Below are 24,738 nucleotides of genomic sequence, written 5' to 3' on the forward strand. Positions count from 1 at the left end.
TCGAGTGGGTCGTTGCGCTCTGACTAAGCGCTTGCTTACTCTGACGCCATGGCCGCCGCCCGTCAACCCTCCACCACCGACGCGCGCGAGCGCCTGCTCGAGGCGGCGGTGGCCTCGTTCGCGGCCCGGGGTTTCCACGGCACCACGACCCGTGACATCGCTGCCGGCGCGGGGATGAGCCCGGCCGCGCTCTACGTGCACCACCGCTCCAAGGAGGAGCTGCTGCACCAGATCGCGCGGGAGGGGCACCTGCGCACGCTCGCGCTGGTGGAGGCCGCCGTCGCCGAGGGCGAGGGACCGGTCGGGCAGCTGACGCGGCTGGTCGAGGAGTTCGTGCGCCACCACGCCCTGACCCACACCACCGCGCGGATCATCAACTACGAGATGGCCGCGTTGAGCCCCGAGCACCTCGACGAGATCATGGACCTGCGCCGGCGCATCGACGCCGTCGTCCGCGACGTCATCGACCGCGGCGTCGCGGCCGGGGTGCTGGCCACGGCCGATCCCGCGATGACCGCGACCGCGCTGCTGTCGCTGGGCATCGACGTGGCGCGGTGGTACCGCGACGACGCCGGCTGGACCCCCGAGCAGGTCGCCGCGCACTACCGCGACCTGGCGCTGCGGATGGCCGGCGCCTGAGGCTCGGCGGACGGCGGGTGGGCCGGTCACCGGGTCTCGGCGTCGTTCGTCGCTGGCGCTCCTCACTGCTCGACCGACAGAGGCGGGTGGCTCAGGCCTCCTCGAGGGAGGAGACGACCATGTCGGCCACCTCCGCGGCGTCGGCCGCGTCGGCGGAGGTGACGGTGATGGTGACGACGTCGGCACCGACCTGGGCCAGCAGCACCTCGAACTGGCCCGGGGTGCCGTTGATGTCGAGCTGGTAGTCGGCGCGCAGCACGTCGCCGACGGGGGAGTCGACGGTGGCCACGTCGCCGGTGGTGTCGGCGAACTGCTCGAGCTGCTGGGCGAGCTGCTGCTCCGCGGGCAGCTCGCCGGGCTGGTGCAGCACGTTGACGTTGGTGAGCACGCCGCCCTGGGCCCCGCCGTCGGCGACCGCGACCAGGTCGACGTCCTGCAGCGTCGCCTCGAGCTGCGGGGGCGGCACACCGAGCCGCTCGGCGATCGAGGCGAGCGCGCCGTCCTCGCCGTCGGCCAGCGCCTCCTGGGCCTCGAGGCTCTCCCAGCCCTCCGGCAGGCGCAGGCGCACCTGGTCGGTGCTGACCTCCTGGGTGCCGTCGTCGGCCGAGGTGTCCTCGGGGCTGTCCTGGGAGGGGGTCGACGTCGACTCGGCGGCGGAGCCGGTGCCGGCGTCGTCGCCCCCGCAGGCGGCCAGGCCGCCGGCAGCGAGGACGGCGAGCAGGGCGAGGGAGGCGGGTGCGGTGCGCGGACGTGGCTTCACTCCCGGACGGTACCCACCTGCTCGGGCCCCACACCTGGCCGCCGCTCCCACATGGCGGCGAGGGCCACCACGGCCAGCGCGAGGACGGCTCCGGCCACGATGTCGACGACGTAGTGCTCGGCGAAGTAGACCAGCGCCAGGCTCATCAGGGCCGGGTAGCCCAGCAGCAGCCACCGCCAGGGCGAGCCCAGCCGCTGCACCGCGTGCACGGCGACCAGGAAGGCGATCCCGGCGTGCAGGGAGGGCATCGCGGCCACGGGGTTGCCCACGCCCTGCAGCACCAGGTCGAGGCGGCCGATGCCCAGGTCGTCCCAGCCCCGGCCGGTGAGCCGGGTGACCTCGCCCATCAGGCCCTCGCGCGAGGCCATCCACGGCGGGGCCATCGGGTAGAGGACGTAGACGACCAGGGCCCCGAAGCAGATCATCAGGTAGCGCCGCATCCACCGCGCCCAGGCCGCCCGGTCGCGTACCCACAGCACCGCGGCCAGGCTCAGCCCCACCAGGAAGTGGCTGGCGTAGACGGTGGTCAGCACGACGTCGTACCAGGAGGGCGACGCGGCGCGCAGGCACGGGCGCCCGCACCACGCGGCCTGCAGGTGCTCGGTCGGGGTGGTGCCGCCGCCGAGCCACTCGTCGACCCGGATCGGCATCGTCCAGTGCACCGGCAGGCCGAGCTCGTCGGTCAGGCCGCGGCTGTAGAAGTAGACGACCAGGCCGAGCATCGGCAGCGACCAGTCGCGCAGGAAGCGCAGGTGGTGGCGGGCCGGGGCCTCGACGTCCCAGGCGATGGTGCCCAGCCACAGCCACACGAAGACCTGGACGGTGTCGTTGGGGATGCCCAGGGCGCTCGACCAGGCCACGAGCGCCGTCGCCCACGCCGCCACCGCCAGCGCGCGGGGCAGCCGGCGGGTGCGACCGGTGGTCGGGGCCGCGACCGTCTCCGGCGCGGTCCCGGTGAGGCTCGAGGCCATGGCAGGAGCCTAGGCACGACAACGGCCGGGCGGCGCCCGCAGGCGCCGCCCGGCCGTGGCCGTCGGTGGGTCGGACCAGGTCGGACCAGGTCGGACCAGGTCGGACCAGGTCGGACCAGGGTCAGGCGATCGCCAGCGGGTCGAGGTCCTCGTGGTCGGTGACGCGCTCCGCGAGCCCACCGAGGTGGTGGCTGCCGTCGCCGAGCAGGTGCTCGAGCATCGTCAGCACCGACATGTAGGAGCCCACGGCGTACTCCGCGGTCATGCCGATGCCGCCGTGCAGCTGGATGGCCTCCTGGCCCACGTGCCGCCCGGCCCGGCTGACCTGCAGCCCGGCGCGGGCCGCCGCGTCGCGCACGGCGACCGGGTCGCCGCTCTCGACGACCATCGTGGCCCACTGCACGAGGCTGGTGGCCAGCTCGAGCGAGACGTACATGTCGGCGGCCCGGAACGTCAGCGCCTGGAAGGTGCTGAGCGGCACCCCGAACTGCTTGCGGCTCTTGAGGTACGACGTGGTCTGCACGAGCGCGACCTCCATCGCCCCGATCGCCTGATTGCCGGCCATGATCCGGCCCAGGTCGAGGATGGTGGCGATGCTGCCGGTCAGGTCGCGGCCCGGCTCGCCCAGCGGCGTGGCCGGGGTGGCGTCGAGCACGACCTTGGCCGCGCGGCCCCCGTCGTACGTCGGGTAGGCGCTGCGGGTGGCCGCCTCGCCGTCGACGACGAAGAGGCCGGTGCCGCCGTCGGGCAGCCGGGCGCTGACCACGAGGGTCTCGGCCCGCGCGCCCTGGACGACCGGTTCCTTGGTGCCGCTCAGGCTCCACGAGCCGCCGTCGTCGGTGGCGGTGACCGCGGAGGCGGTCGGTGCCCAGCGCGAGCCCGGCTCGTCGTGGGCGAAGGCCAGCAGCCGCTCGCCGGCGGCCAGCGAGCCGAGGAGCTCGCTGCGCTGCTCGGCGCTGCCGCAGGCCTGCACCAGGCCGCCGGCGAGCACCACCGCGGTCACGTAGGGCTCGGGGGCGACCACGCGCCCCAGCTCCTGGCACACGATCGCGATCTCGACCGGCCCGGCGCCCACGCCGCCGTCGTCCTCCGAGAACGGCAGGCCCAGCAGGCCCATCTCGGCCATCTGGGTCCAGGTCTTCTCGGAGAAGCCCGGGTCGGCCTTGGTGGTCTGGCGACGCTGCTCGAAGTCGCCGTACGCCTTGGTCAGCAGCCCGCGCACCGCGTCGCGGAGGGCGTTCTGCTCGTCGTCGTAGGTGAAGTCCATGTCTGCTCCTCAGAGTCCCAGGATCGTGCGGGCGATGATCTGGCGCTGGATCTCGTTGGACCCGCCGTAGATCGAGGCCTTGCGCAGGTTGAGGTACGTCGGCGTGGTGTGGTGCGTCCACTCCTCGAGCGCGCTGTCGGCACCCGCGCCGGAGGCGATGCTCGCGGGGCCCGCGAGGTCGACCATCAGCTCGCTGACCGCCTGCTGCAGCTCGGTGCCGCGCAGCTTGAGCACCGACGAGGCCGGGTGCGGCTCGCCGTCGGAGGAGTGGGCGACCACGCGCAGCGCGGTCAGCTCGAGGGCCAGCAGGTCGTTCTCGAGCTCGGCGATGCGCGCCGCGAGCAGCGGCTCGGAGGCCCGCTCGCCGGCCAGCGACTTGGCCCGGGCCAGGATGCGCTTGGTGGTGCCGACCGGCGCGACGCCGACCCGCTCGTTGCCGAGCAGGAACTTCGCGATCGTCCAGCCGCTGTTGAGCTCGCCGACCAGGTTGTCGGCCGGCACGCGCACGTCCTCGAACCAGACCTCGTTGACCTCGTGGCCGCCGTCGATCAGCTCGATGGGGCGCACCGTCAGGCCGGGGCTGGTCATGTCGATGAGCAGCATCGAGATGCCGGCCTGCTTCTTGACGTCGGGGTCGGTGCGCACGAGCGTGAAGATCCAGTCGCCGTGCTGGCCGAGCGTGGTCCAGGTCTTCTGGCCGTTGACGATCCAGTCGTCGCCGTCCTTGACCGCGGTGGTGCGCAGGCTGGCGAGGTCGGAGCCGGCGTCGGGCTCGGAGAAGCCCTGGCTCCACCAGATGTCGAGGTTGGCGGTCTTGGGCAGGAACCGCTCCTTGATCTCCTGGCTGCCGAACTGGGCGATCACCGGGCCGATCATGCTGGCGTTGAAGGCCAGCGGCGTGGGCACACCGGCGCGCTGCATCTCCTCGTTCCAGATGTGGCGCTGCAGGTCGCTCCAGTCCTGGCCGCCCCACTCGGTGGGCCAGTGCGGCACGGCGAGCCCGGCCTTGTTGAGGGTCTGCTGGCTCTCGACGATCTGCTCCTTGGTGAGCTCACGTCCCTCGATCACCGCGCGCCGGATGTCCTCGGACACCTCGGTGGTGAAGAAGGTGCGCATCTCCTCGCGGAACTTCTGGTCCTCGGCGGACAGGGCAAGCTGCATCCGGGCCTCTCTCGGATCGGGTGGCGCCTCGTGGGACGAGGAGCGGTCGTGTCCATCATGGCCCCTGCGGGCAACGCGTGGTGCACCCGCACCGCTGCTGCCGTGCAGCCCGTGGCGGGCCGACCAGTCGGCGTTGTGGCCGGCGCCCAAAGACCCGTCCCGCGCCTCACACGTCGACCGCGACCTCCTCGCCGAGGCGGGCCCCGTGGCGCGGCTGGAGGTCGTCGCCCGACCAGAACCGGCCCGGGTCGTAGTAGTTGCTGGGCAGGTCGTCGGGCAGCAGCCCCATGGCGACGTACGCCGTGGCGACCACCTCGGCGCAGTAGGTCAGCTCGGCCGGTGCCGCGCGGCGTACGCGACCCCGGGCCCAGCGGCCCACGAGAGCGGCCGTGCTCGGGAAGGGGGTGCCGTCGAGGCGGGCGATGCTGCTCAGCAGCGCGTCCTCCATCGCCGGCGTGACCTCGGCCTCGAGCTGGCGCAGCCACGCCCGCTGCTCGTAGCGCCCCGTCCACTGGCCCACGGCCTCGCGCAGGTCGTGCAGCTGGACCCCGCGCTGGTGCTTGCCGCTCCACACGTCGACCAGGCCCTTGCCCAGCTCGGCGTGCCACATCAGCGGCGGCAGGTCGTCGACGACCACGGCCATCCCGACGTGGTTGACCGGGGCGTTGGTCAGCACCCGGATCGCCTGGTCGGCGACCGAACGGCCGCGGAAGAGCCACAGGTCGCCGGTGCGGGTCAGCTCGACGGCCTCGTCGAGGCCGATCGGTCCCCCCGCGCGGTGCCGGCCCGGGCCGCGGTGTCGTGGGTGCTCCATGGTGGGAGAGTCTGGGGCATGAGGGCGAGCAGGGTGTGGAAGGTGCTGGGCGTGGCCGGGCTGGCCGGGGTGGCCGCGACCGGGGCGGTGGTCGCCCGCGACCAGCGGCGGCGGGCGCGGTTGAGCCCCGACGAGGTGCGGGCCCGCCTGCACCAGCGGGTCGCCGAGGCCTCTTCGCAGGAGCCCCGTCAGGTCGACTGATCCCTCAAGCGCCTCGACGTCGGTCGACGTTGGTTGAGGAGGTTGCGCAGCAACCGTCTCGAAACCACCGTCGTCCACAGGCGCCGCGTCGTCCTGCGTACGACGCCGCCGGCCCGGGCAGGAGCCCCGGCATGCCCTACACCTACATGGTCCAGTGCTCCGATGGCCGCTACTACGTCGGAAGCACCTGGGACCTCGATCGTCGCCTCGCCGAGCACAACGCCGGGACCGGCGCCGAGTTCACCAGGCGACGCAGGCCCGTCCGTCTGGTCTGGAACGCGCAGTTCGACTCCATCGCCGACGCCTTCGCCTACGAGAAGCGCATCCAGGGGTGGCGCCGCGAGAAGCGCGAGGCGCTCGTCCGAGGGGACTTCGCGGCGTTGCCCGAGCTGGCGAGCCGGAGCTGGTGGGCGCAGCAGCAGCGCAGGGGCACGTGACGTCACGGTGGTTTCGAGACGGTTGCTGCGCAACCTCCTCAACCAACGTGGGGCGTTGCTGCGCAACCTCCTCAATCGACGTGGGGCGTTGCTGCGCAACCTCCTCAACCAACGTGGGGCGTTGCTGCGCAACCTCCTCAACCGACGTGGGGCTCACTGGCCGAGCATCGCCCCGACGCGCTGGCGCTGGAAGCCGGGGAACACGACGGCGGGGGAGGCGGGGGTGCGGGCGGCGACGACCTCGGCGAGCACGGAGCGGTAGTCGGTGGTGACGGGCACGTCGGCGTCGAGGCCGGAGCCCAGCGGCGTCCAGGAGCCGTGGTAGCCGCCGCGCACCCCGGCGCCGGCCAGGAGCATCACGGTGCCCCAGCCGTGGTCGAGGCCGTGGTTGGCGTTCTCGGCGACCCGGCGCCCGAACTCCGAGACCGTCACCAGCGTGACCCGCTCGGCGACCGGGCCCAGGTCGGCGAAGAAGGCGGCGATGCCGCGGGCCAGGGAGTCGCCCTCGCGGCGCATCCGGCCCCAGGCCAGGGTGCCGAGGTCGGTGTGCATGTCCCAGTCGCCGTGGTCGACAGTGACCAGCGAGACGCCGACGTCGCCGCGCAGCGTGCGTGAGACCGAGGCCAGGGCCCGGCCCAGGTCGTCGTCGGGGTACGCCGCGCTCCGGTCGGCCTGCGCGCGTGCCGGCTCGAGGTCGCCCACCGCCTGCATGGCCGAGCGGAAGGACCGGCCCATCGGGGTCGGCGACTTCTTCCACATCCGCTCCAGCGAGCGCACCCGGGTGCCGTGGGGGTCCCACTGGTCGTCGCCGGCGATGCCGGTCTTGTCCAGGGAGCGGAAGCCCATCACCGGCTCGGGGCCGAAGAGCGAGGTGGGCACCTCGGCCCGCCCCGCCGCAAGGCCCTGCAGCGGGGACGACCCGGGCAGCTCGCCGAGCAGCCGGTTGAGCCAGCCGACGCGCTCGGTGGAGCCCGGCGCGGCGTCCTCGACGGCCTCCATCGCCGCGAAGTGCGACCGGTTGACCACCGGCAGGCCGGTGCCGTGCACCGTGGCCAGCCGCCCCGAGCGCCACAGCGGCAGCAGCGGCTCGAGCGAGGGGTGCAGGCCGAAGAAGCCGTCGGGCACCAGCAGCTTCTCGGCCGGTACGGCGATCCGGGGGCGCGCCGCGTAGTAGGCCGGGTCGCCGTGGGGCACGACGAGGGAGAGCCCGTCGGCCGCCCCCCGCAGGGACAGCACGACCAGCACCGAGCCGGCGCCGGCCGTCGACGTCGCCGCCGCGGTGGGCGCGCCCGCGGCGGCCGGGCCGGCGGCGCTGACCACGGCGGAGCCGACGCTCCAGGTCAGCCCGGCGGCGCCGAGACCGCGCAGCAGGCCGCGCCGCGACAGGGCGGCGTACTCGGGGCAGCCGCAGGGGGAGGGGCTGCCGGGGGTGATGAGCTCGGGGGTGCTCACGGGGGACCTCAGCGGTGGTAGTGGTGTGGATGGTCGAGCAGCACGCCCAGCAGCCGGTTGAACTGCCAGGCGATCAGCCGGTGGTCGCGGGTGATCCGCTCGCCGGGGCGGGCCTCGACCGCCTCGCAGGCCGCGCGGAGCAGCTGCCGGCTGGAGCGGCGCCCGTGCACGGCGCGGGAGAGGTGGTCGACGAGGTCGCGGAACTCGATGGGCAGCTCGGGGGTCCACTGCTGGGGGGACTGCCAGGTGACGCCCTTCTTGGGCCACCAGCCGCCGGCCAGCGACCAGTGCACGTCCATCGAGGCCAGGGCCCGGCTGGGCGAGGCCCACGGGTCGCCGTGCAGGGGCGGGCCGTCGGGGCGCGGCCAGGCAGCGGGGCGCATCCCGACGGCGTCGCTCTGCCACAGCACGGCGTTGGCGGCGTGGTCGCCACCCTTCGGGGCCACCACCCGGGCGCCGAGCGCGCGGTAGGAGGCCACGACGTCCTCGGCGGGGTCGCGCAGCTTCTGGCCCTTGGCCTGGCGGAACTCCTGGGTGCGCACGAGTGCGCGCAGCACCGGCACCACCGCGGTGTCGTGCGCGAGGTAGACCTCGGCCAGCTCGTCGACGACCTGCTCGGAGGGGGTGTCGCTGATGAACTTGACCGCCAGCTTGCGCGCGATGCGTCGCGCGGTGGCGGGGTGCCGGGCCAGGTGGCGCAGGTAGCGGCGGGTCAGGGCGCGACCGTCGGGGTCGGCGTTGGCGTCGCGGAAGTCGCCGACCGCGACCGGGCCGGTCCAGTGGTCCTTCTGCGAGTAGGAGGCCTCCCAGGTGCGCCACAGGTCGACGCGCCAGCCGGTGAGGATGCGCGCCGAGGCCTTGACGTCGTCCTCGGTGTACGCGCCGACGCCGACGGTGTGCAGCTCGAGCAGCTCGCGGCCCAGGTTCTCGTTGGGGTGCGCCTTCGTCGAGGTGGCGTTGTCGAGGAAGATCAGCATCGCCGGGTGGGTGATCGCCTCGACGAGCAGCTCGTCGAAGCGCCCGAGGGCGTGGCGACGCACGACGTCGCCGTACGACGAGCGCCACACGCCCTGGGCGTCGCCGTTGGCCGGGACGTGCAGGTGGGACTCCCAGAAGTCGGTCATCACCTCGTGCACCTGGTGGCTCGAGGTCATCCGGCGCACCAGCAGGCGCCGGGCGTAGTCGGCCATCACCTCCCAGGTGCCGCGCCCGCCGTCGACCTGGCGCTTCCAGATGGTGGCGGCGTCGAGGTGCAGGTCGGGCCACCAGTCGCACAGCCGGGCGTCGGCGGCGGCGTCGTAGGGACGGTCGAGCTGGGCGTCGAACCAGGCGAGCCCGCCACCGGCGCGCTTGACCGAGCTGACGAGCTCGGGGGTCAGCCCGTAGGAGAAGCGCAGCGCCAGGTGCCGGGCACCGCCCCCGAGGGTGGGGGTGCTCCGGTAGCGACCGGGTGCGTACGGCGACGGCACGGGCGGGCCTCTTCTCGGCGGGGGTGAGGGGACGGCGGGGCGTCGCCGGGGGACGACGCGGGTCCACTCTGGGGTGCCGGACGTCGTCTCGGCAGGTCTGCGGGCCCGATCCGGCCGCTCGTCGCCGAGATCTGGCCGACCGGTGCGCGGCATGGCCCGAACGGACTACGTCGGTCGCAGCCGAGGGTCGGTAGGGTCGGCCCACCCGTCCTGATCCCACCCCGACCTCTGGAGGCCACCCGTGTCCGAGCAGAACCCCTTCCCGCCTCCTCCGCCGCCCTCGGGCGAGCCGGTGGCGGGCCACCAGCCGCCGCAGGCCTACGGCAACGCGCCGCAGGCCTACGGCAACGCGCCGCAGGCCTACGGCCAGGCCCAGGTCGCTGGACAGGGGCCGGGCCCGGTGGGCGAGGTGCGCAGCACCGGCGTGGCGATGCTGCTCTTCGTGGTCACCTTCGGCATCTACGGGTGGTACTGGTGGTTCAAGGTGCACGAGGAGATGAAGCGCCACACCGGTCAGGGCATCGGTGGCGTGGTCGCCCTGGTGCTGGCGATCTTCGTCGGCATCGTGATGCCCTACCTGACCTCCGCCGAGGTCGGCACGATGCAGGAGCGGGCCGGGCGCCGGCGCACGGTGAGCGGCGCGACCGGGCTCTGGTACTTCCCGGGCATGTTCATCCTCGTCGGCCCGATCATCTGGTTCGTCAAGACCAACGGCGCGATCAACGACTACTGGCAGTCGCTGGGCGCTCGCGGCTGAGCCCCGGGGGGTCCGCGAGGTCCCACAGGTGCCGGCTGCTCGGCACCAGGTCGAGGTCGCGGTCGGCGCCGATGCGGGCCACGCTGGTCATCAGCTGCTCGAGGCGCCGACCGAGCTCGGCGTCGTCGCCGCCGCTGCCGTAGAACGCGTGCACGTCGTGCGCGGCGGCCGCGGGGAACAGCTCCTCGACCAGCGCCTCGACGCGCTCGTCGGCCGGGTCCGGCGCGCCGAGCGGGGCGGTGCAGATGTTCTGCACGTAGCCGGAGGTGGCCTGGGTGCGGATCGCCACGCCGGTGTGCTCCACCAGCCACCGGTGCAGCCAGGTCTCCCGGTCGAGCTCGGCGGGACGACGCAGCACCGCCACGTTGGCCAGCTCCTCGGCCTGGGTGCCGTCGTAGCGCTCGGCGGGGTCGAGGCGGCGTCGTTCGTCGACCACCCAGCCCGAGGCCGCCCCGACCGCGGCGGTGACGAGCGCGCTCACGCCGGCCGGGTCGCGGGCCGGGTCGACCCAGACGCTGAGCACCGCGCTCACCGGGGCCGAGGTGGCCAGCCGCAGCGCCGGTGCGACGTGCTCGTCGTCGACGTTGAGCTGCACCCGCAGCGCACCGGCGTCGGCCAGCCCCGCGCGCAGCCCGGCCGAGCCCAGCGGCGCCGGGTCGGCGCGCACCACGAACATGGTCTTGGTCGTGCCGGGCGGCAGCCAGGTGGTCATGCCCGCGAGCCTAGAGGGGCGGCTCGTCAGGCGCCGGGGAGTGCGTGCACGAGCCCGCGCACCAGGTCGTACGTCGCCCGGTCGGCCGCCGCGACCAGGCCCGCGGGGGCGGGGTCCTGGGGACGGTAGGGCCCGCCCTCGAAGGTCCCCAGCACACCACCGGCCTCGCTGAGCAGCAGCGACCCGGGCGCGTGGTCCCACGGCTTGGTCTTGCGGTAGAGCGCGTAGTCTGCGCCGGCGTCGCCGCCCTCGACCACGCGCGGGTAGTCGACGCCGCAGCAGACCCAGGTCAGCTCCAGTGCGTCGAGCGTGCCCAGCGCCCGTCCGATCCAGCCGCGGCGCGAGGTCACGCCGCGCAGCCGCTCACCGACCGGTGGCCGGGTGATCCGCTGCCCGTCGCGCCAGGCGCCCCGCCCGCGCTCGGCGACGTACGCCGTGCGGTGCTGGGGCTGCCAGATCCAGCTGCGCTCGACCTCGCCGCCGCGCAGCTCGGCGATCATCATCGCGTGGTCGGGGGAGCCCTTGACGAAGTTCTTGGTGCCGTCGACCGGGTCGATGGTGAACGCGTGGTCGGCGTCGGCGAAGCGGGCGAGCACGGAGTCGTCGTCCTCGGCGGCCTCCTCGCCCAGGACGACCGCGCCCGGGTAGGCGTCCTGGAGCACCTCGGTGAGCCGGACCTCGGCCTCGCGGTCGGCGACGGTGACGAGGTCACCGGGGTTCTTCTCCTCGACCTCGGCGTCGCCGAGGCTGCGGAAGCGGGGCTCGACGACCTCCTCGCCCACGGTCCGGAGCAGGGTCAGCACGTCGGATGTCTGCACGTGCTGACCGTACCCAGGTCGGGCTCAGGCCGAGGCGGGCAGGCCCGTCGCGGGCAGGTCGTCGGCCGGCAGGGGCACCAGCCGCTGGTCGGTGGCCAGGTGCACCACGTCGGAGGCCACCCCGGCGCGCCGGCAGGCCCGGCCCAGCTCGCGGGCCCACGCCCGGTCGATGTCGTCGGGGCCGTGGCGCCCGGGCCGGCTGCGCAGGAAGACCCAGCGGCCCGGCGGCGTGCCGCCGACGCGCAGCAGCAGTGTCGTCAACGAGTCGAGGTCGTCGCGGACCGGCTCGCCGGCGCAGTCATCGATCTCGAGCAGGCGCCGGGTGGGCCGGTCGTCGTCGCCGATGTGCAGCACCCAGGTGGAGGTGCGGGTGAAGCCGAGCTCGCCCATCAGCGCCTGCCACAGCCGCAGCAGGTCGCTCTGGCTGCGCACGGGGGCGGGGTCGTGGGAGAGGGGCGTGGGGTCGGGTGTGGTGTCCATGGCGAGCACGCTGCCCCTTCGCGCCGCCGCCCGCGACCGGCTCTCCACAGGGTGCCGGGCCAGCCGGCCGGCGGCCGTCGGCGGTCCACAGGTGAGCACGGCAGGGCTTGACGCAGCGGCGCCGGAGTGCGGCCTCACAGCACCGAGCGGTAGACCTCCACGGTCCGCTCCGCGATGGCCGGCCACCCGAAGGACTCCACGGCGCGCTGCCGCCCGGCCCGGCCCATGGTCGCGGCCCGGTCGGGGTCGGTGACCAGCGAGGTCAGCGCCTCGGCGAAGTCGGCGACGTAGCGCTCGGGGTCGAGTGGCGTGCCGCTGCCGTCGTCGGCCTGCTCGATCGGCACCAGCAGCCCGGTGGGCTCCGCAGCGCCGCCGGGTGCGACGACCACCTCGGGGATGCCGCCGGTGGCGGTGGCCACCACGGCGGTCTCGCAGGCCATCGCCTCGAGGTTGACGATGCCGAGCGGCTCGTAGACCGACGGGCAGGCGAAGACGGTCGCGGCGCTGAGCAGGGCGACCACGTCGGCGCGCGGCAGCATGTCGGCGATCCACACGACACCGTCGCGCCCAGAGCGCAGCTCGGCGACCAGCGCCTCGACCTCGGCCATGATCTCGGGGGTGTCCGGGGCCCCCGCGCAGAGCACCACCTGCACGTCGGGCGGCAGCGCGGCCACGGCGCGCAGGAAGAGCGGCAGTCCCTTCTGGCGGGTGATCCGTCCGACGAAGACCACCGAGGGCCGGTCGGGGTCGACGCCGAGGCGGCGTACGCGCTCGGGGTCGTCGACGGGGGTCCACAGCGCGGTGTCGATGCCGTTGTGCACCGTGTGCACGCGGGCCGGGTCGACGGCGGGGTAGGAGCGCAGCACGTCGTCGCGCATCGCCGCCGACACCGCGATCACCGCGGCCGCCGACTCGTACGCCGTCCGCTCGACCCACGAGGAGAGCCGGTAGCCGCCGCCGAGCTGCTCGGCCTTCCAGGGCCGCAGCGGCTCCAGGGAGTGCGCCGAGACCACGTGCGGCACGTCGTGCAGCAGGCCGGCCAGGTGCCCGGCGAAGTTGGCGTACCAGGTGTGGGAGTGCACCAGGTCGGTGCCGGCGCAGCCGGCCGCGATGGCCAGGTCGACGCCCATCGTGCGCAGCGCGGCGTTGGCGTCCGCGAGATCGGGGAGATCGGCGTAGGAGGAGGTCAGCGGCTCCTCGCGCGGCGCGCCGAAGGCGTGCACCCGGGCGGTGAGGTCGTCGCGCGCCCGCAGCGCGCGCACCAGCTCGGCCACGTGAACGCCGGCGCCGCCGTACACCTCGGGCGGGTACTCCTTGGACAGCACATCGACTCGCACACCACGAACCTACTCGTCCCGCGCCGGTGCTGTGCAGCCCAAGCGTGTCGGGCGTCACGGGCAGTACGGTGTCGCCATGAGCTCCTCGGCGCGCAAGAAGGTCCTGGCGATCGTGCTGGCCGGCGGGGAGGGCAAGCGGCTGATGCCGCTGACCGCCGACCGCGCCAAACCGGCGGTGCCCTTCGCCGGGATCTACCGGCTCATCGACTTCGCGCTGAGCAACGTCGTGAACTCCGGCTACCTCAAGGTGGTCGTGCTGACGCAGTACAAGTCGCACAGCCTCGACCGCCACGTCTCGCAGACCTGGCGGATGTCGACGCTGCTGGGCAACTACGTCACCCCGGTCCCGGCGCAGCAGCGGGTGGGCAAGCACTGGTACCTCGGCAGCGCCGACGCGATCTTCCAGTCGCTCAACCTGATCAAGGACGAGAAGCCCGACATCGTGGTCGTGGTCGGCGCCGACCACGTCTACCGCATGGACTTCGCGCAGATGGTCGACCAGCACGTCGAGAGCGGCGCGGCCTGCACCGTGGCGGCGATCCGGCAGCCGATCGAGATGGCCGACCAGTTCGGGGTCATCGACGTGCACCCCGACGCGCCCTCGCGCATCCGCGACTTCCTGGAGAAGCCGACCGACCCCGTCGGCCTGCCCGACAGCCCGGGCGAGGTGCTGGCCTCGATGGGCAACTACGTCTTCGACGCCGACGCCCTGGTCGACGCGGTGACCCGCGACGCGACGACCACCGGCTCCAAGCACGACATGGGCGGCGACATCGTGCCGGCCTTCGTGCGCCGCTCGCAGGCGGGCGTCTACGACTACAAGGACAACGTGGTGCCCGGCGCCACCGACCGCGACAAGGGCTACTGGCGCGACGTCGGGACCCTGGGCTCCTACTACGCCGCCCACATGGACGTCGTCTCACCGCTGCCGGTCTTCAACCTCTACAACTTCGACTGGCCGATCTACACCTCCTACGGCCCCCAGCCGCCCGTCAAGGTCGTGCAGGGCTCCGACGGCACCCCGGGCGTGACCGACGAGGCGGTGCTCTCGCCGGGGGTGGTGGTGACCGGCGGGCAGGTACGCCGCTCGGTGCTCTCGCCGGCCTGCTGGGTCGACAGCGGCGCCGACGTGAGCGGCTCGGTGCTGCTCAACGGCGTGATCATCGGGGCCGGCGCGGTGGTGCGTGACGCCATCCTCGACAAGAACGTGGTCGTGCCCGCGGGTGCGCGCATCGGCGTCGACCCCGAGGAGGACCTGGCCCGCGGGCTGATCGTGCAGGACGGGCTGACCGTGATGGGCAAGGACCAGCAGCTGCCGCGCTGAGGTCTCCTGCCCGCGGGCCGGGCGTCAGCCAGCCCAGGGACGCACCCGGACCTCGACGGGCATGCGATCGGCCTCCGGGACAACGACGGGGTCGGTGCGCCGTGCCAGCATCCGCTCCTGCACCAGGCGGTCGTGCGGCTCGTCGGTCCAGTCGTTGCCGTCCATCCCGACGAGCCACACGAGCCCCCGTCCGTCGTGGGGCTCGTCGACGACCAGGGCGATCGAGTACGTCGCCGACGCCCCCGCCCGCCGCTGTGCCCAGTCGAGCACCTGCAGGACGTCGGCCCCGGTGACGTCGTAGGTCGCGGTCGTGCCGCCGGGCGCCTCCGTGCCGCCCACGCTGGCGCCGCCCTGGACGTAGACGCGGTAGCGCCATGCGGGCCGTTCCCAGGAGGCGTGGCGCTCGTCGACGCGGGCGATGTCGATCGAGGTCATGAAGGCATCGTGCCTGAGCCCGGCAGGGGCGGCAGGACGCCCGCGGCGCGCCCCACCTCGGCGTACGCCTCGGCGAGGGTGGCGACGGTCTCGTGCGCGTTGAGGCCCGAGGGGTTGGGCACCACCCACAGGGCGCTGCCGGCCATCGGCTCGGGTTGGGGCCCGACCTGGGCCCTGGGCACGCCGAACGCGCTGCGGTACGCCGTCACGCCGGCCACCGCGACCACGCGCGGGCGCACCTCGGCGACCAGCGCGCGCAGGCGCTCGCCGCCCTCGACCAGCTCGGCGCGTGAGAGCTCGGAGGCCTTGGCGGTGGCGCGGCGCGCCAGGTTCGTGATGGCGATGCCGCGCCGGCGCAGCACGTCGCGCTCCGCCTCGCTCATCCCGGCCGCCGGGTCGATCGGCTCCTCGATCACCCCCGCGCGCAGCAGCGCGGGGTAGAAGCGGTTGCCGGGGTGGGCGAAGTGCGTGCCGGTCGCGGCGGTCCACAGCCCGGGGTTGATGCCCACGAAGAGCAGCCGCACGTCGGGGCCGATCAGGTCGGGCACCTCCGCGTCACGGAAGGACTCCAGCTCGGCGCGCGAGAACGATCGACCCACGGCCCGAGCCTCCCACGCCCCGCAGCCCCAGCGCCGAGCCGGCCCGTTCGAACCGGCCGGCTCGGCGTGGAACCGCGGCGGCGTGGGTACCGTCGCACCCTCATGCGACCTCTCGGAGCCCTCTTGCACCTGCCTGTCGCCGCGTTGCTGACCGCCACCCTGGCGGCGTGCGGCGGCGGGACGGGCGACGAGCGCGCCGAGGGCGACGCCGGCGCCGGCACGGGTGGCGGCGCCGGAGGCACGCCCGTGGTGCTGCGCGAGCGGCTGGTGACCGCCACCGACGCGGGGGAGGCGCCCGACGAGGTGGCCGTGCCGGTGGGTGACGACGCGGCGCTGGCGGAGTTCACGGCCGACCTCAGCGACGGTTTCGCGGGCGAGGTGGCCGAGGCGGCCGCTGCGCTCGAGGCCGGGGGCGGCGAGGAGCTGGCGGCCCAGGTGGTGGCGGTCGGCTGCGACGAGCCGACCAGCGTGCGCGCGCGGCGTACGCCGGAGGGTGCGGTGGTGCTCGAGGCCGCGCAGGTGCCGAGCCCCGGGCGGCAGTGCTTCGCGCCGATGACCACCGTCGCGGTCGTGGTGCTCGAGGCCGGCGGGCTCAGCGCTGGGTGACGACCAGGCCGTTGGCGACCTGGCGCAGCGCCCCGTCGGAGGGTGAGTTCTGCACCTGCAGCGACCCCGACTCGCGGGCGACCATGGTGCTCGAGCCGCCGCCGTCGAGGTTCAGCGCCTCGTCGGCGCCGAGCTCGACCATGGTGCGTGCGAGCTCGACGAGGGTCTGCCCACGGCTGGTCGAGGAGCGGCCGTCGACGACCAGCAGCAGCACCTCGTTGGTGTCGCGGTCGATGCCGACCGCGGTGCGCGGGTGCATCTCGGCGTCGTCGACGACCTGCACCACGCCCTCGTCGATCAGCGCCTTGCTGCCGGTGACGACCATGGAGGGCCGCCCGGCCAACCACCAGTTCACAGTGGCGCTGCCGGTGCGCAGCTTGCGCAGCTGGCGTGCGCCCTCGCCGCGCCCGACGAGCACCAGCCCGCGGATCTTCGCGCCGGGGCGCAGCCTGGCCCGGTTGGAGACCACCTTGCCGCCGCGGACCTCGACCATCCGCACGTTCTTCTCCTGGCCCTGGGTGACGGCGTAGCCGGGCGAGGTGCCCCAGCGCTGCGTGTAGACACCGATGCCGCCGGGGGCCACGAAGTGGGAGTTGAAGTTGGTGACGCTGGCCTGGGGGCGCTCCTTGATGGCGCCGCGCAGGGTCACCTCGCCGACCTGCGGGCGGCCCTTGCGGGTCAGGTAGAACGCGGCGTTCCAGCCGCTCGCGCGGGCGTTGAAGAGCCCCCGGGTCACCGAGCGGCCCACGCCGAGCGGGGCGCCGGTGCGGCCGATGTCGAAGAAGTCGCCGTTGACCGCGGCGATCGCCTGGCGGGCGCGGGCCAGCGACATGACGTCGTCGGTGGCGGCCACCTTCGTCGGCGCGGCGTAGTCGAGGCGCAGGCTGCTCTCGTCGAGGTCGACCGCGAGCAGGTGGGAGCGCACCGGCCCGCGCGCGTCGGTCTCGCTCCACGACGAGAACCGCACGCCGGGGGCGATGCGGCGCTGCTCGAGCACGACGCGCGTGGTCGGCTCGTCGTCGTACGCCGCGGCGCGCGGCGCGACCCGTCCGCGCACCCCGTCGGAGCTGTGCGGGCCGTCGACGCCGGCGTGCACCGGCAGGCCCGGGTCGACGCGGCCGGCGCGACCGGTGGGGCCGGTCGGGCCGGTGGGGGAGCCGTCGGCGAGCGCGGGCGCGCCGAGGCCCGCGAGCACGACGGCGAGCGCGAGGGCGGTGGTCCGAGAGCGGGGAAGCACCGCCCAAGGTTAAGCGCGCCCGGGGCCCGTCCGGCGCAGGTGCAGCACCGTGTCCTCGAGCACGATCACGCCCGGGGTGCGGCTGCTCATCCCCACGAACGTCTCGCTGAAGGGGCTGGCCAGCAGGTAGAGGTTCTGGCCCGCGGGCACGCGCACGCCGACGGCCGGCAGCTGGATGCGGCGGCGTTCCCCGACGACGGGCAGCGGCTCGCGCAGCGGCAGCACGTTGTTCTGCACCAGGCGGGCGTCGAGCGGGCTGGTGCCCACGGCCAGGCCGTAGAAGGCGCGGTTCTCGACGCCGGCCGCGGTGACGTCGGCGGTGAGGTACGCCGAGCCGGCCACCTCGATGGGGCCCTCGGCGACGAGGGTCCCGAGCGGGACGCCCGCGGCGGTCGAGGTGGCCACGGTGCCGATGTCGACCCGGTGGTTGGTGCGCTCGGTGCGGGTGGTGAGGCACTCGTCGGTCGGGGTCGCGATGTGCAGGCGGCCGTAGCCGCGCAGGCCGGTGCGGCGCCCGCGCAGCTGCTCGTCGAAGAAGCGCAGCGAGAGCTGCTCGAAGTCGCCGCCGGCCAGCTCGGCGCTGCACGGGTCGGAGGTGATGGAGACCCCCATCGGCAGCACCGCCGGCAGCACGTGACCGCCGTTGTAGCCGACGAAGATGCTGTCGCGGCGGGCTCGCTTCGTCAGGGCCGTGCGCCAGTTCGCCAGGCCCTCCTGCAGGGGGAAGAGCCCGTCGGTGGTGCCCTGGCCGAGCAGCACCGGGATGTCGAGGCGGCGGCCGTTGGCGACGTGCCAGGCGGGCCCGTTCTTCTCCATGAACGCGACCATGTCCTCGGTGCCGGGCACCGAGCCGTCGGGCCACTGGCCGAGCGCGGCACCCTCGAGGAGGGCCTTGTAGACGGTCGGGGGCAGGGCGTCGTCAGGCACCGAGGCGGCCGCCAGCAGCAGCGCCCACTCGGTGCGCACCACGCCCTCGGGAGCCAGGCTCGAGGACAGGTCGTTCCAGGTGATCTGCGGGGCGAGCGCGTCGAAGACGGGCCGGCCCTGGGTGCGCAGCGACTCGAACGCGCCGAGGAGCTGGTAGCCGCCGCCGTAGGACCCGCCGATCGCGCCCAGGCGCGGGTCGCCGGGCCGGTCCTGCTGCACCCACCGGAGCCGGCTGACCAGCCGCACCAGGCGGCGTACGTCGTGGCCCTCGAAGGCGGGGTCCTCGACGTGCGCGTGGCCGCCGGACTCGCCCCAGCCGCGCTGGTCGAAGGAGAGCACGCCGTAGCCCGCGTCGAGGAAGGTGTCGAACGCGGCCGGGTCGGTGGTGCGCGAGCCGCCCCATCCGTGGCTGTGCACGATCATCGGCACCGGGCGCTTGCGGCTCGCGCCCGCCGGGCGGAACAGCGAGTAGCAGATGTCGACCGCGTCGCTCTCGCCCGGCTCGGGCACGCTGCTGACACAGCCGTCGCTGACCCGCACCTGCTTCGCGGCCGGCGCGGCGTACGCCGATGGGGCGACCGTCCCGCCCGGTCCGAGGCCCAGGGAGGTGAGTCCCAGGGTGGCCAGGGTGGCGGCCGTGGTGGCCAGGGCGGTGACTCGACGCATGTGTGCTCCCGGGTGGATGGTGACGACCGACACAACGAGCACGCCGACCCGGGGTCACGCGACCCGGCGCCAGTTCACGGCGTACGCCGCCCTGCCCCGTTGGTCGAGCAGGGAGGAGCGCCAGCGACGAGCGACGCCGAGACCCCGTGAGTGGCCGGCCCACCGCAACCACCCGCCGTACGCCGTGGGGTCGCCGGGTTTCGAGACGGTTGCTGCGCAACCTCCTCAACCAACGGCGGGCCGCCGTTGGTCGAGCAGCAAGGAGCGCCAGCGACGAGCGACGCCGAGACCCCGTGAGTGGCCGGCCCACCGCAACCACCCGCCGTACGCCGTGGGGTCGCCGGGTTTCGAGACGGTTGCTGCGCAACCTCCTCAACCAACGGCGGGCCGCCGTTGGTCGAGCAGGGAGGAGCACCAGCGACGAGCGACGCCGAGACCCCATGAGCTGCCCGCCCACCGCGACCACCCGCCGTACGCCATGTGTCGCGTGCCGGGTTCAGTGGAGGCTCTGAAGTGACGCGTCGACGGTAGTCGGCGCGGGGTTGTGCCGGTAGTGCTCTTCCTCGAACTCGACGGGTGGGACGAGTCCGATCTCGCCGTGCAGGCGTCGGTGGTTGAACCAGTCGATGTACTCGGCGACGGCGATCTCGAGGTCGTCGATGTTCTTCCAGGGGCCCTTGTTGCGGATCAGCTCGGCCTTGAACAGCGAGTTGAACGCCTCGGCCAGGGCGTTGTCATACGAGTCGCCCGTCGACCCGACGGATGCGACGGCGCCGGCCTCGGCCAGGCGCTGGGTGTAGCGAACCGCGAGGTATTGAACGCCCTTATCGCTGTGGGCTATGACGCCGGTGGTGTCCTGGCCGGCGTGCTCGCGGGTCCACAGCCCCATCTCGAGAGCGTCCAGCGCCAGGTCGGTGCGCAGGCTCTTCGACAGCTGCCAGCCCACCACTCGGCGGGAGTAGACGTCGATGACGAACGCGGCGTAGACCCAGCCGGCGAAGGTGCGGCAGTAGGTGATGTCCGCGACCCAGACACGATTCGGTGCAGGTGCCCTGAAGTCGCGGTCCAGCAGGTCCGGGCGGGCATCCGGGCCGGTGCCGGGGATCGTGGTGCGCGGCCCTTTGGCTCTGCTGATCCCGCGCAGCCCCTCGGCGCGCATCAGCCGGTGCACGGTGCACCTGGCGATACGGTGACCGCGCCGGTTGAGCTCGGCGTGCATCTTGCGGACCCCGTAGACGCCGTAGTTGTCGGTGTGGACCTGCCGGATCACCTCCAGGCGCTGCGCGTCGGCGACAGCGCGTGCCGAGGGCGGCCGGGACTTCGCGGCGTAGTAGGTGCTCGGGGCGATCTGCATCCCTGCCTTGCGTAGGACGGTGCAGATCGGCTCGACCCCGAACCTCGCCCGGTGCTGGTCGATGTACTCGACCAGCACCGCCGTGGTCACTTCAGCTTGCGGTCGAGCTCCGCCGCGGCGAAAAAAGCCGAGGCCGTCCGCAAGATCTCGTTGGCCCGCCGTAGCTCCTTGACCTCACGCTCGAGCTCGGCGATGCGCTGCGCCTCGGTGCTGCTGACGCCGGGACGGTGGCCCTCGTCGACCTCGGCCTGGGAGACCCAGTTGCGCAACGTCTCAGCGTTGATCCCCAGCTGATCGCCGACCCGCTTCAGTGCGCCGGTCCTGGTCGCCGGGTCACGCCGCAGATCGACCGCCATCCTGATTGCACGCTCCCGAAGCTCCTCGGGATACTTCCTCGGTGCTGCCATGACTCTCATCCTTCCGTGGAATGAGAGCCTCCATCAGACCCGGCACGCGACAATGGGCTCACCCGGTTTCGGCGTCGCTCGAGCTTTCGGCCCTCGCTGCTCAACCAACGGCGCACCGCAGCACCGTTGGTCGAGCAGGGAGGAGCGCTAGCGACGAGCGACGCCGAGACCCCGTGAGTGACTCGCAGACCGCAACCGTGTTCGCCGTACGCCATGGACTCACCGGGTTTCGGCGTCGCTCGAGCCTTCGGCCCTCGCTGCTCAACCAACGGCGCCGGGAGCGGAGTGCTCCTAGGTTCGTCGGTGGAAAGTGACCTGGTTGTCAGCCCCGACGTCGCTCTCGTACTCCGGGTCATGGATCCGGCGGTGGTGGAAGGGACACAACAGCCGCCCGCGGGCGAGGTCGGTGTGGCCGTGGCACGACCACGGGTCGTCGTGGTGGGCGTGACACATCGCCGGCGGTGCATCACAGCCCCGGGCGGTGCAGCCTCCGTCACGGATACCCATCGCGACCCGCTGGGCCGGGGTGAAGTACCGCTTCGCGCGGCCCACGTCGAGCGGCTGACTCTTGCCGCCCAGCACGACAGGGACGACGCCGGCCTCGCAGGCCAGGCGCCTCGCGGTGGCGGCGCTGATCCGGTCACCGGTGTCGAGGGTGGCAGCCGCAAGGCCATCCTTGAGGGAGTCGAGGGTCATGGTCACCACGACGGTGGCGTTCACGCCACCTGCCTTGGGTAGTTCCTTGGGGTCGAGCCTTTCGATGAGCTCGACGAACGCGGCACCGAGCCGCTGCGCGGTGGGGCGGCGTACCGGCACCGGCGCCTGCTCCTCGTGCTCGCCCTCCTCGTCCGCACCGTCGGCGGTGCGGTTCGCGATCTGGTGCTTCGGGGCGGCGAACGCCAGCAGCGCCCGCTCCAACATCTGACCCACCAGCTGCGGCACCGTGAACGAGCCCTTGATCCGGCCGTGCCCGTCCTCACGCATCCGGAACACCGCCGACTTCTCCGCCTCCCGCTCCTCGCGGTCCAGCTGCTCGGCCTCCCAGGCCTCAGCCACCTCCGGCGCGACGACCTCGAGGATCCGACGGCCCAGCACCCGCAGCGCCTTCGCGTCGTGGACCTCCGCGAACGCAACCAGCGCCTTGGTCGCCTGCTCCAAGATCGACGGCTCGAGGTCGTCAGGCAGCTCGTCGAGCGCTGTGCAGATCACCGACGCCTGCTCCGCGATGACATCGCCACGCCCCAGTGCCTCCCGCACCAGCTCGTACCGATCCAGACCCGCCGCCAGACGCACCTGGCGGAACGACTCCCGCTTCGTCGACCGTGTCGCGTTGGAGTGCCACACCGCCACCGACGGCGACGCGTTCGTCTCCGCCACCGCCACCGTCTCAGCGTGCGACAACAGCTGCGAGCGCACCTCCACCAACCGGGCCTCGGCCCGAGAGACCTCGACCAACGTCTGCGCGGTGGCCTCCTGGCTCAGCGACCACACCGGCGTACCAGCCACGTCATCGAGGGCCGAGTGCACCCGCGCGACAGCACCTCCGATGGGGTGCGTCGCGGTGGTGGCCATGAGTAAAGTATCTCAGGGCCCACCGACAAAGCACCAGGTCAGAAGCCGTTTTCCACAGGCAGATCGAAACTTTTTTCGAGATGATCTCTTCGGTGCACAAGTGACTGGTCGATGGTGCAAAAGTGACTGGTCGGTGGTGCGAAACTGACTGCTCGGCCGGCCTCAGCAGCCGACGGCACCGAGGCGGGCAAGCCCCTCGAGGTCGCCGTCGCCGAGGTCCGTGCGCACCAGGTTGCCGCCGTACATGAGCTGGGTGTCGTCGTCGACGTGGGCCAGGCCCAGCACGTGGCCCAGCTCGTGCACGAGGATCGCGCGCATCGCCTGCTCGCCGCCGCGCTGGCCGGCGAGCCGGTCGAAGGTGTCGGTGTCGAGGGCGACCATGCCCGTCACGAAGCGCTCGGGCCCGATCTGACGGGTCTCCCAGGCGCTGCCGCCGAGGCCGGCGACCTCGCCCTCCAGGCCCGGGACCTCGTCCTCGTCGGCCCAGCCGATGAGCACCGGGCTGGCCGAGCCGGCGGCCACCGAGCGCCGGTCGAAGTCGCGGTCGTCAGTGAGCCCCTCGTCGTCGAAGACGAAGCCGGAAGCCCCGGCGACGGTCTCGACCGACTCCTCGACCAGCTCCTCCCAGCCGACCGGGGCGCCGTCGGGGTTCACGACGTAGGGGATCTCCTCGCAGGGCGACCAGGTCACCGGCTCGTCGCTGCCGCGCTGGGTGCGCACGAAGGCGTACTCGCCGTCCCCGTCGCCGATGCCGACGATCTCGCCGAGCCGCTCGTTGCTGCCGAGCAGCTCGCGCACCCGGGTGCCGGTGGCGCCGGGGTCGCGGGCCACGATCAGCCCGGCGAGCACCGCGGCGACCAGCAGGCCCGGCAGCACCGGCCCGCGCGAGCGCCGCCCGCGTCGTCCCGGCGACGGGTCGGGGGTCGAGCCGAGGCCGCCGGCGCGGTAGAGCTCACCGTGCGTGGGGCCCCGGGCGTCGTCGAAGAAGGAGGGGTCGAGACCGTCGAGCTCGGCCAGCCGGCGCTCCATGTCGCGCACCCACCGCCGCTGGGCCCGCGCCTGCGCCCGTCGTTGCCAGAACCCCATGGTGCCCATGGTCCCCGACCGCTGGTGACGGCCGGAGCGCGGGGAGTGCGGCTAGGGTCGGCTGGTGGGCACCTGGAACACCCTCGTCGAGGGCGACAACCTCGACGTGCTCACCGACCTGGCCGCCCGGGAGCAGGTCTTCGACCTGGTCTACATCGACCCGCCCTACAACACCGGCAACGACTTCGCCTACAGCGACGACATCCGCGGCGGTGCCGGCGCCTCGCGGCACCAGGCGTGGGTGGCGATGATGCGACCGCGCCTGGAGCTGGCGCGCGGTGTGATGTCGGCGAGGGCGGCGCTCTTCGTGAGCATCGACGACCACGAGGCCGCCCACCTGCGGCTGCTCCTCGACGAGGTCTTCGGCGAGGCGTCGTTCGTGGCGCAGGTCGTGGTCAACCTCAACCCCAAGGGCCGCCAGCTCGGGCGCGGCTTCGCCACCAGCCACGAGTACCTGCTGGTCTACGCCCTCGACCCGGCGCGCTGCGCGCTGAGCGCGACCAGCGCGGAGACCGTCGACGAGCGCGACTTCGCGCTGCTGCACGAGGAGAGCGGCCGGCGCTACCGCGAGCTGCCGCTGCGCAACACCAACAAGAAGTTCAACCCCGTCACCGCGCGCACCCTGCACTTCAGCGTGTGGGGCGACCCGGGCACCGGTCGGGTGTCGACGCTGCCCTTCGAGGGCGGCGTCGAGGTCAGTCCCGTCTTCGGCGACGGCCGCCCCGCCGTGTGGCGGTGGAGCCGCCCCCTCATCGAGCAGCGCGCCGACGACCTGGTCTGCCGCACCGTGCGGGGGCGCACCGGCGAGCGCGTCGACGTCTTCCAGCGCGACTGGCTGCACCCGGGCCGGCGCAAGAAGCTGACCACCATCTGGCTCGCCGAGGAGGTCGGCTCCACCGACACCGCCGTGGCCGAGCTGAAGGAGCTGGTGGGCCACGTCTTCGAGTCGCCCAAGCCGACCGGGCTGCTGCGCCGGATCCTGCAGACCATGCCCGACGACGTCGCGGTGCTCGACTTCTTCGCCGGCAGCGGCACCACCGGCCACGCCGTCGCCCTGCTCAACGAGGAGGACGGCGGCACCCGCACCTGCCTCAGCGTCAACCGGGCCGAGCCCACCCGGCCCGGTTCCAACGCCGCCCAGGCCGGCCTGGCCACGGTCGCCGACATCACCCGGGCGCGGCTGCGCGCGGTCGCCGAGCGCCACGGCGGCGGGCTGGTCGAGCTCACCCAGCAAGTGCCTCCCGCCTGAG

The 24,738-nt window shown here is 73.5% G+C and carries 25 protein-coding genes and 1 other annotated feature; of the genes, 7 read left to right on the forward strand and 18 right to left on the reverse strand.

Going from position 1 to position 24,738, the window contains the following annotated elements; genetic code table 11:
• The first annotated feature begins 48 nt into the window (after positions 1-48).
• Positions 49-639 carry a TetR/AcrR family transcriptional regulator gene (locus JOE61_RS14565; protein ID WP_193668461.1) on the forward strand — a complete coding sequence of 197 codons (591 nt, stop codon included), beginning with the start codon at positions 49-51 and terminating at the stop codon, positions 637-639.
• 91 nt (positions 640-730) lie between these two features.
• Here the strand turns inward: JOE61_RS14565 and JOE61_RS14570 are convergent, their stop codons facing one another.
• The 5 genes from JOE61_RS14570 to JOE61_RS14590 form a co-directional block, all read right to left on the reverse strand.
• The gene (locus JOE61_RS14570; protein ID WP_193668460.1) at positions 731-1,399 is read right to left on the reverse strand and encodes a hypothetical protein; all 669 of its coding nucleotides are present in this window, start codon (positions 1,397-1,399) and stop codon (positions 731-733) included.
• Positions 1,396-2,370, reverse strand: a complete 975-nt coding sequence (locus tag JOE61_RS14575; RefSeq protein ID WP_204797248.1) for a phosphatase PAP2 family protein — start codon at positions 2,368-2,370, stop codon at positions 1,396-1,398. Before JOE61_RS14575 ends, JOE61_RS14570 begins: the two co-directional genes overlap by 4 nt.
• Before the next feature lie 121 nt (positions 2,371-2,491).
• Positions 2,492-3,637, reverse strand: a complete 1,146-nt coding sequence (locus tag JOE61_RS14580) for an acyl-CoA dehydrogenase family protein (protein ID WP_193668458.1) — start codon at positions 3,635-3,637, stop codon at positions 2,492-2,494.
• A 9-nt stretch (positions 3,638-3,646) separates the two neighbouring features.
• Positions 3,647-4,798, reverse strand: a complete 1,152-nt coding sequence (locus JOE61_RS14585) for an acyl-CoA dehydrogenase family protein (protein WP_193668457.1) — start codon at positions 4,796-4,798, stop codon at positions 3,647-3,649.
• A 166-nt stretch (positions 4,799-4,964) separates the two neighbouring features.
• A complete protein-coding gene (locus JOE61_RS14590) occupies positions 4,965-5,612 on the reverse strand; it encodes a hypothetical protein (RefSeq protein WP_193668456.1) in 648 nt (215 codons plus the stop codon).
• Positions 5,613-5,630: 18 nt separating this feature from the next.
• On the opposite strand from JOE61_RS14590, the gene JOE61_RS14595 reads away from it, so the two are divergent.
• Positions 5,631-5,813, forward strand: a complete 183-nt coding sequence (locus JOE61_RS14595) for a hypothetical protein (RefSeq protein WP_193668455.1) — start codon at positions 5,631-5,633, stop codon at positions 5,811-5,813.
• Between the two features lie 131 nt (positions 5,814-5,944).
• Positions 5,945-6,250 (forward strand): GIY-YIG nuclease family protein, encoded by a 306-nt coding sequence (locus tag JOE61_RS14600; RefSeq protein WP_193668454.1) that lies wholly within the window; start codon positions 5,945-5,947, stop codon positions 6,248-6,250.
• Between the two features lie 153 nt (positions 6,251-6,403).
• On the opposite strand, the gene JOE61_RS14605 is transcribed toward JOE61_RS14600, so the two are convergent.
• Both JOE61_RS14605 and JOE61_RS14610 read right to left on the reverse strand, forming a co-directional pair.
• Complete coding sequence (locus JOE61_RS14605) at positions 6,404-7,702, reverse strand: DUF1501 domain-containing protein (RefSeq protein WP_193668453.1); 1,299 nt, start codon at positions 7,700-7,702, stop codon at positions 6,404-6,406.
• 8 nt (positions 7,703-7,710) lie between these two features.
• The gene (locus tag JOE61_RS14610; RefSeq protein ID WP_193668452.1) at positions 7,711-9,171 is read right to left on the reverse strand and encodes a DUF1800 domain-containing protein; all 1,461 of its coding nucleotides are present in this window, start codon (positions 9,169-9,171) and stop codon (positions 7,711-7,713) included.
• Positions 9,172-9,412: 241 nt separating this feature from the next.
• Between JOE61_RS14610 and JOE61_RS22555 the strand changes: the two genes are divergently transcribed.
• Positions 9,413-9,928, forward strand: coding sequence for a DUF4234 domain-containing protein (locus JOE61_RS22555; protein ID WP_204797249.1), 516 nt, complete (start codon positions 9,413-9,415; stop codon positions 9,926-9,928).
• On the opposite strand, the gene JOE61_RS14620 is transcribed toward JOE61_RS22555, so the two are convergent.
• From JOE61_RS14620 to glgA, 4 genes are all read right to left on the reverse strand, one after another.
• Positions 9,891-10,640 carry a hypothetical protein gene (locus JOE61_RS14620; RefSeq protein WP_227491578.1) on the reverse strand — a complete coding sequence of 250 codons (750 nt, stop codon included), beginning with the start codon at positions 10,638-10,640 and terminating at the stop codon, positions 9,891-9,893. The genes JOE61_RS22555 and JOE61_RS14620 overlap by 38 nt on opposite strands.
• Before the next feature lie 26 nt (positions 10,641-10,666).
• Complete coding sequence (locus JOE61_RS14625) at positions 10,667-11,458, reverse strand: inositol monophosphatase family protein (RefSeq protein WP_193668451.1); 792 nt, start codon at positions 11,456-11,458, stop codon at positions 10,667-10,669.
• A 24-nt stretch (positions 11,459-11,482) separates the two neighbouring features.
• On the reverse strand, positions 11,483-11,938 hold the full coding sequence (locus JOE61_RS14630) for a hypothetical protein (RefSeq protein WP_193668450.1): 456 nt from the start codon (positions 11,936-11,938) through the stop codon (positions 11,483-11,485).
• Positions 11,939-12,072: 134 nt separating this feature from the next.
• Positions 12,073-13,275 carry a glycogen synthase gene (gene glgA, locus JOE61_RS14635; protein ID WP_193668449.1) on the reverse strand — a complete coding sequence of 401 codons (1,203 nt, stop codon included), beginning with the start codon at positions 13,273-13,275 and terminating at the stop codon, positions 12,073-12,075.
• Positions 13,276-13,351: 76 nt separating this feature from the next.
• Between glgA and JOE61_RS14640 the strand changes: the two genes are divergently transcribed.
• On the forward strand, positions 13,352-14,599 hold the full coding sequence (locus JOE61_RS14640) for a glucose-1-phosphate adenylyltransferase (RefSeq protein WP_193668448.1): 1,248 nt from the start codon (positions 13,352-13,354) through the stop codon (positions 14,597-14,599).
• 24 nt (positions 14,600-14,623) lie between these two features.
• On the opposite strand, the gene JOE61_RS14645 is transcribed toward JOE61_RS14640, so the two are convergent.
• Together JOE61_RS14645 and JOE61_RS14650 are read right to left on the reverse strand one after the other, a co-directional pair.
• Positions 14,624-15,034 carry a hypothetical protein gene (locus JOE61_RS14645; RefSeq protein WP_193668447.1) on the reverse strand — a complete coding sequence of 137 codons (411 nt, stop codon included), beginning with the start codon at positions 15,032-15,034 and terminating at the stop codon, positions 14,624-14,626.
• Positions 15,031-15,633 (reverse strand): mismatch-specific DNA-glycosylase, encoded by a 603-nt coding sequence (locus JOE61_RS14650; RefSeq protein ID WP_193668446.1) that lies wholly within the window; start codon positions 15,631-15,633, stop codon positions 15,031-15,033. Before JOE61_RS14650 ends, JOE61_RS14645 begins: the two co-directional genes overlap by 4 nt.
• A 123-nt stretch (positions 15,634-15,756) precedes the next feature.
• Between JOE61_RS14650 and JOE61_RS14655 the strand changes: the two genes are divergently transcribed.
• Positions 15,757-16,239 (forward strand): hypothetical protein, encoded by a 483-nt coding sequence (locus JOE61_RS14655; RefSeq protein WP_193668445.1) that lies wholly within the window; start codon positions 15,757-15,759, stop codon positions 16,237-16,239.
• Here JOE61_RS14655 and JOE61_RS22560 read toward each other — a convergent pair.
• The 5 genes from JOE61_RS22560 to JOE61_RS14680 all read right to left on the reverse strand — a co-directional run bounded on the left by JOE61_RS22560 (position 16,226) and on the right by JOE61_RS14680 (position 23,488).
• A complete protein-coding gene (locus JOE61_RS22560) occupies positions 16,226-17,476 on the reverse strand; it encodes a phosphodiester glycosidase family protein (protein ID WP_193668444.1) in 1,251 nt (416 codons plus the stop codon). The two genes, JOE61_RS14655 and JOE61_RS22560, sit on opposite strands and share 14 nt — an antisense overlap.
• 9 nt (positions 17,477-17,485) lie before the next feature.
• Positions 17,486-19,069 carry an alpha/beta fold hydrolase gene (locus tag JOE61_RS14665; protein WP_193668443.1) on the reverse strand — a complete coding sequence of 528 codons (1,584 nt, stop codon included), beginning with the start codon at positions 19,067-19,069 and terminating at the stop codon, positions 17,486-17,488.
• Positions 19,070-19,565: 496 nt separating this feature from the next.
• Positions 19,566-20,830 (reverse strand): IS3 family transposase gene (locus JOE61_RS14670; RefSeq protein WP_204797151.1). Its coding sequence is split into 2 segments (ribosomal slippage): positions 19,566-20,551 and positions 20,551-20,830, totalling 1,266 coding nucleotides; the frame shifts between segments, so codons are not numbered across the junction.
• Positions 20,409-20,552, reverse strand: a sequence feature (AL1L pseudoknot). (Overlaps the previous gene by 144 nt.)
• A gap of 291 nt (positions 20,831-21,121) precedes the next feature.
• Positions 21,122-22,402, reverse strand: a complete 1,281-nt coding sequence (locus tag JOE61_RS14675) for an HNH endonuclease signature motif containing protein (RefSeq protein WP_193666913.1) — start codon at positions 22,400-22,402, stop codon at positions 21,122-21,124.
• A gap of 162 nt (positions 22,403-22,564) precedes the next feature.
• Complete coding sequence (locus tag JOE61_RS14680) at positions 22,565-23,488, reverse strand: matrixin family metalloprotease (protein ID WP_193666914.1); 924 nt, start codon at positions 23,486-23,488, stop codon at positions 22,565-22,567.
• A 64-nt stretch (positions 23,489-23,552) separates the two neighbouring features.
• Here JOE61_RS14680 and JOE61_RS14685 point away from each other — a divergent pair, with 64 nt between their 5' ends.
• Positions 23,553-24,737: a site-specific DNA-methyltransferase gene (locus JOE61_RS14685; RefSeq protein ID WP_307823030.1), complete on the forward strand. Its 1,185-nt coding sequence runs from the start codon at positions 23,553-23,555 to the stop codon at positions 24,735-24,737.
• Position 24,738: the final 1 nt, after the last annotated feature.

The sequence above is a fragment of the Nocardioides salarius genome (assembly GCF_016907435.1).
GTDB lineage: Bacteria > Actinomycetota > Actinomycetes > Propionibacteriales > Nocardioidaceae > Nocardioides > Nocardioides salarius.

Coding starts and splice junctions, on each gene's coding strand:
- JOE61_RS14565 (WP_193668461.1), top strand. CDS start 49: ATGGCCGCCGCCCGTCAACCCTCCACCACCGACGCGCGCGAGCGCCTG.
- JOE61_RS14575 (WP_204797248.1), bottom strand. CDS start 2,370: ATGGCCTCGAGCCTCACCGGGACCGCGCCGGAGACGGTCGCGGCCCCG.
- JOE61_RS14580 (WP_193668458.1), bottom strand. CDS start 3,637: ATGGACTTCACCTACGACGACGAGCAGAACGCCCTCCGCGACGCGGTG.
- JOE61_RS14585 (WP_193668457.1), bottom strand. CDS start 4,798: ATGCAGCTTGCCCTGTCCGCCGAGGACCAGAAGTTCCGCGAGGAGATG.
- JOE61_RS14590 (WP_193668456.1), bottom strand. CDS start 5,612: ATGGAGCACCCACGACACCGCGGCCCGGGCCGGCACCGCGCGGGGGGA.
- JOE61_RS14595 (WP_193668455.1), top strand. CDS start 5,631: ATGAGGGCGAGCAGGGTGTGGAAGGTGCTGGGCGTGGCCGGGCTGGCC.
- JOE61_RS14600 (WP_193668454.1), top strand. CDS start 5,945: ATGCCCTACACCTACATGGTCCAGTGCTCCGATGGCCGCTACTACGTC.
- JOE61_RS14620 (WP_227491578.1), bottom strand. CDS start 10,640: ATGACCACCTGGCTGCCGCCCGGCACGACCAAGACCATGTTCGTGGTG.
- JOE61_RS14630 (WP_193668450.1), bottom strand. CDS start 11,938: ATGGACACCACACCCGACCCCACGCCCCTCTCCCACGACCCCGCCCCC.
- JOE61_RS14640 (WP_193668448.1), top strand. CDS start 13,352: ATGAGCTCCTCGGCGCGCAAGAAGGTCCTGGCGATCGTGCTGGCCGGC.
- JOE61_RS14645 (WP_193668447.1), bottom strand. CDS start 15,034: ATGACCTCGATCGACATCGCCCGCGTCGACGAGCGCCACGCCTCCTGG.
- JOE61_RS14665 (WP_193668443.1), bottom strand. CDS start 19,069: ATGCGTCGAGTCACCGCCCTGGCCACCACGGCCGCCACCCTGGCCACC.
- JOE61_RS14675 (WP_193666913.1), bottom strand. CDS start 22,402: ATGGCCACCACCGCGACGCACCCCATCGGAGGTGCTGTCGCGCGGGTG.
- JOE61_RS14680 (WP_193666914.1), bottom strand. CDS start 23,488: ATGGGGTTCTGGCAACGACGGGCGCAGGCGCGGGCCCAGCGGCGGTGG.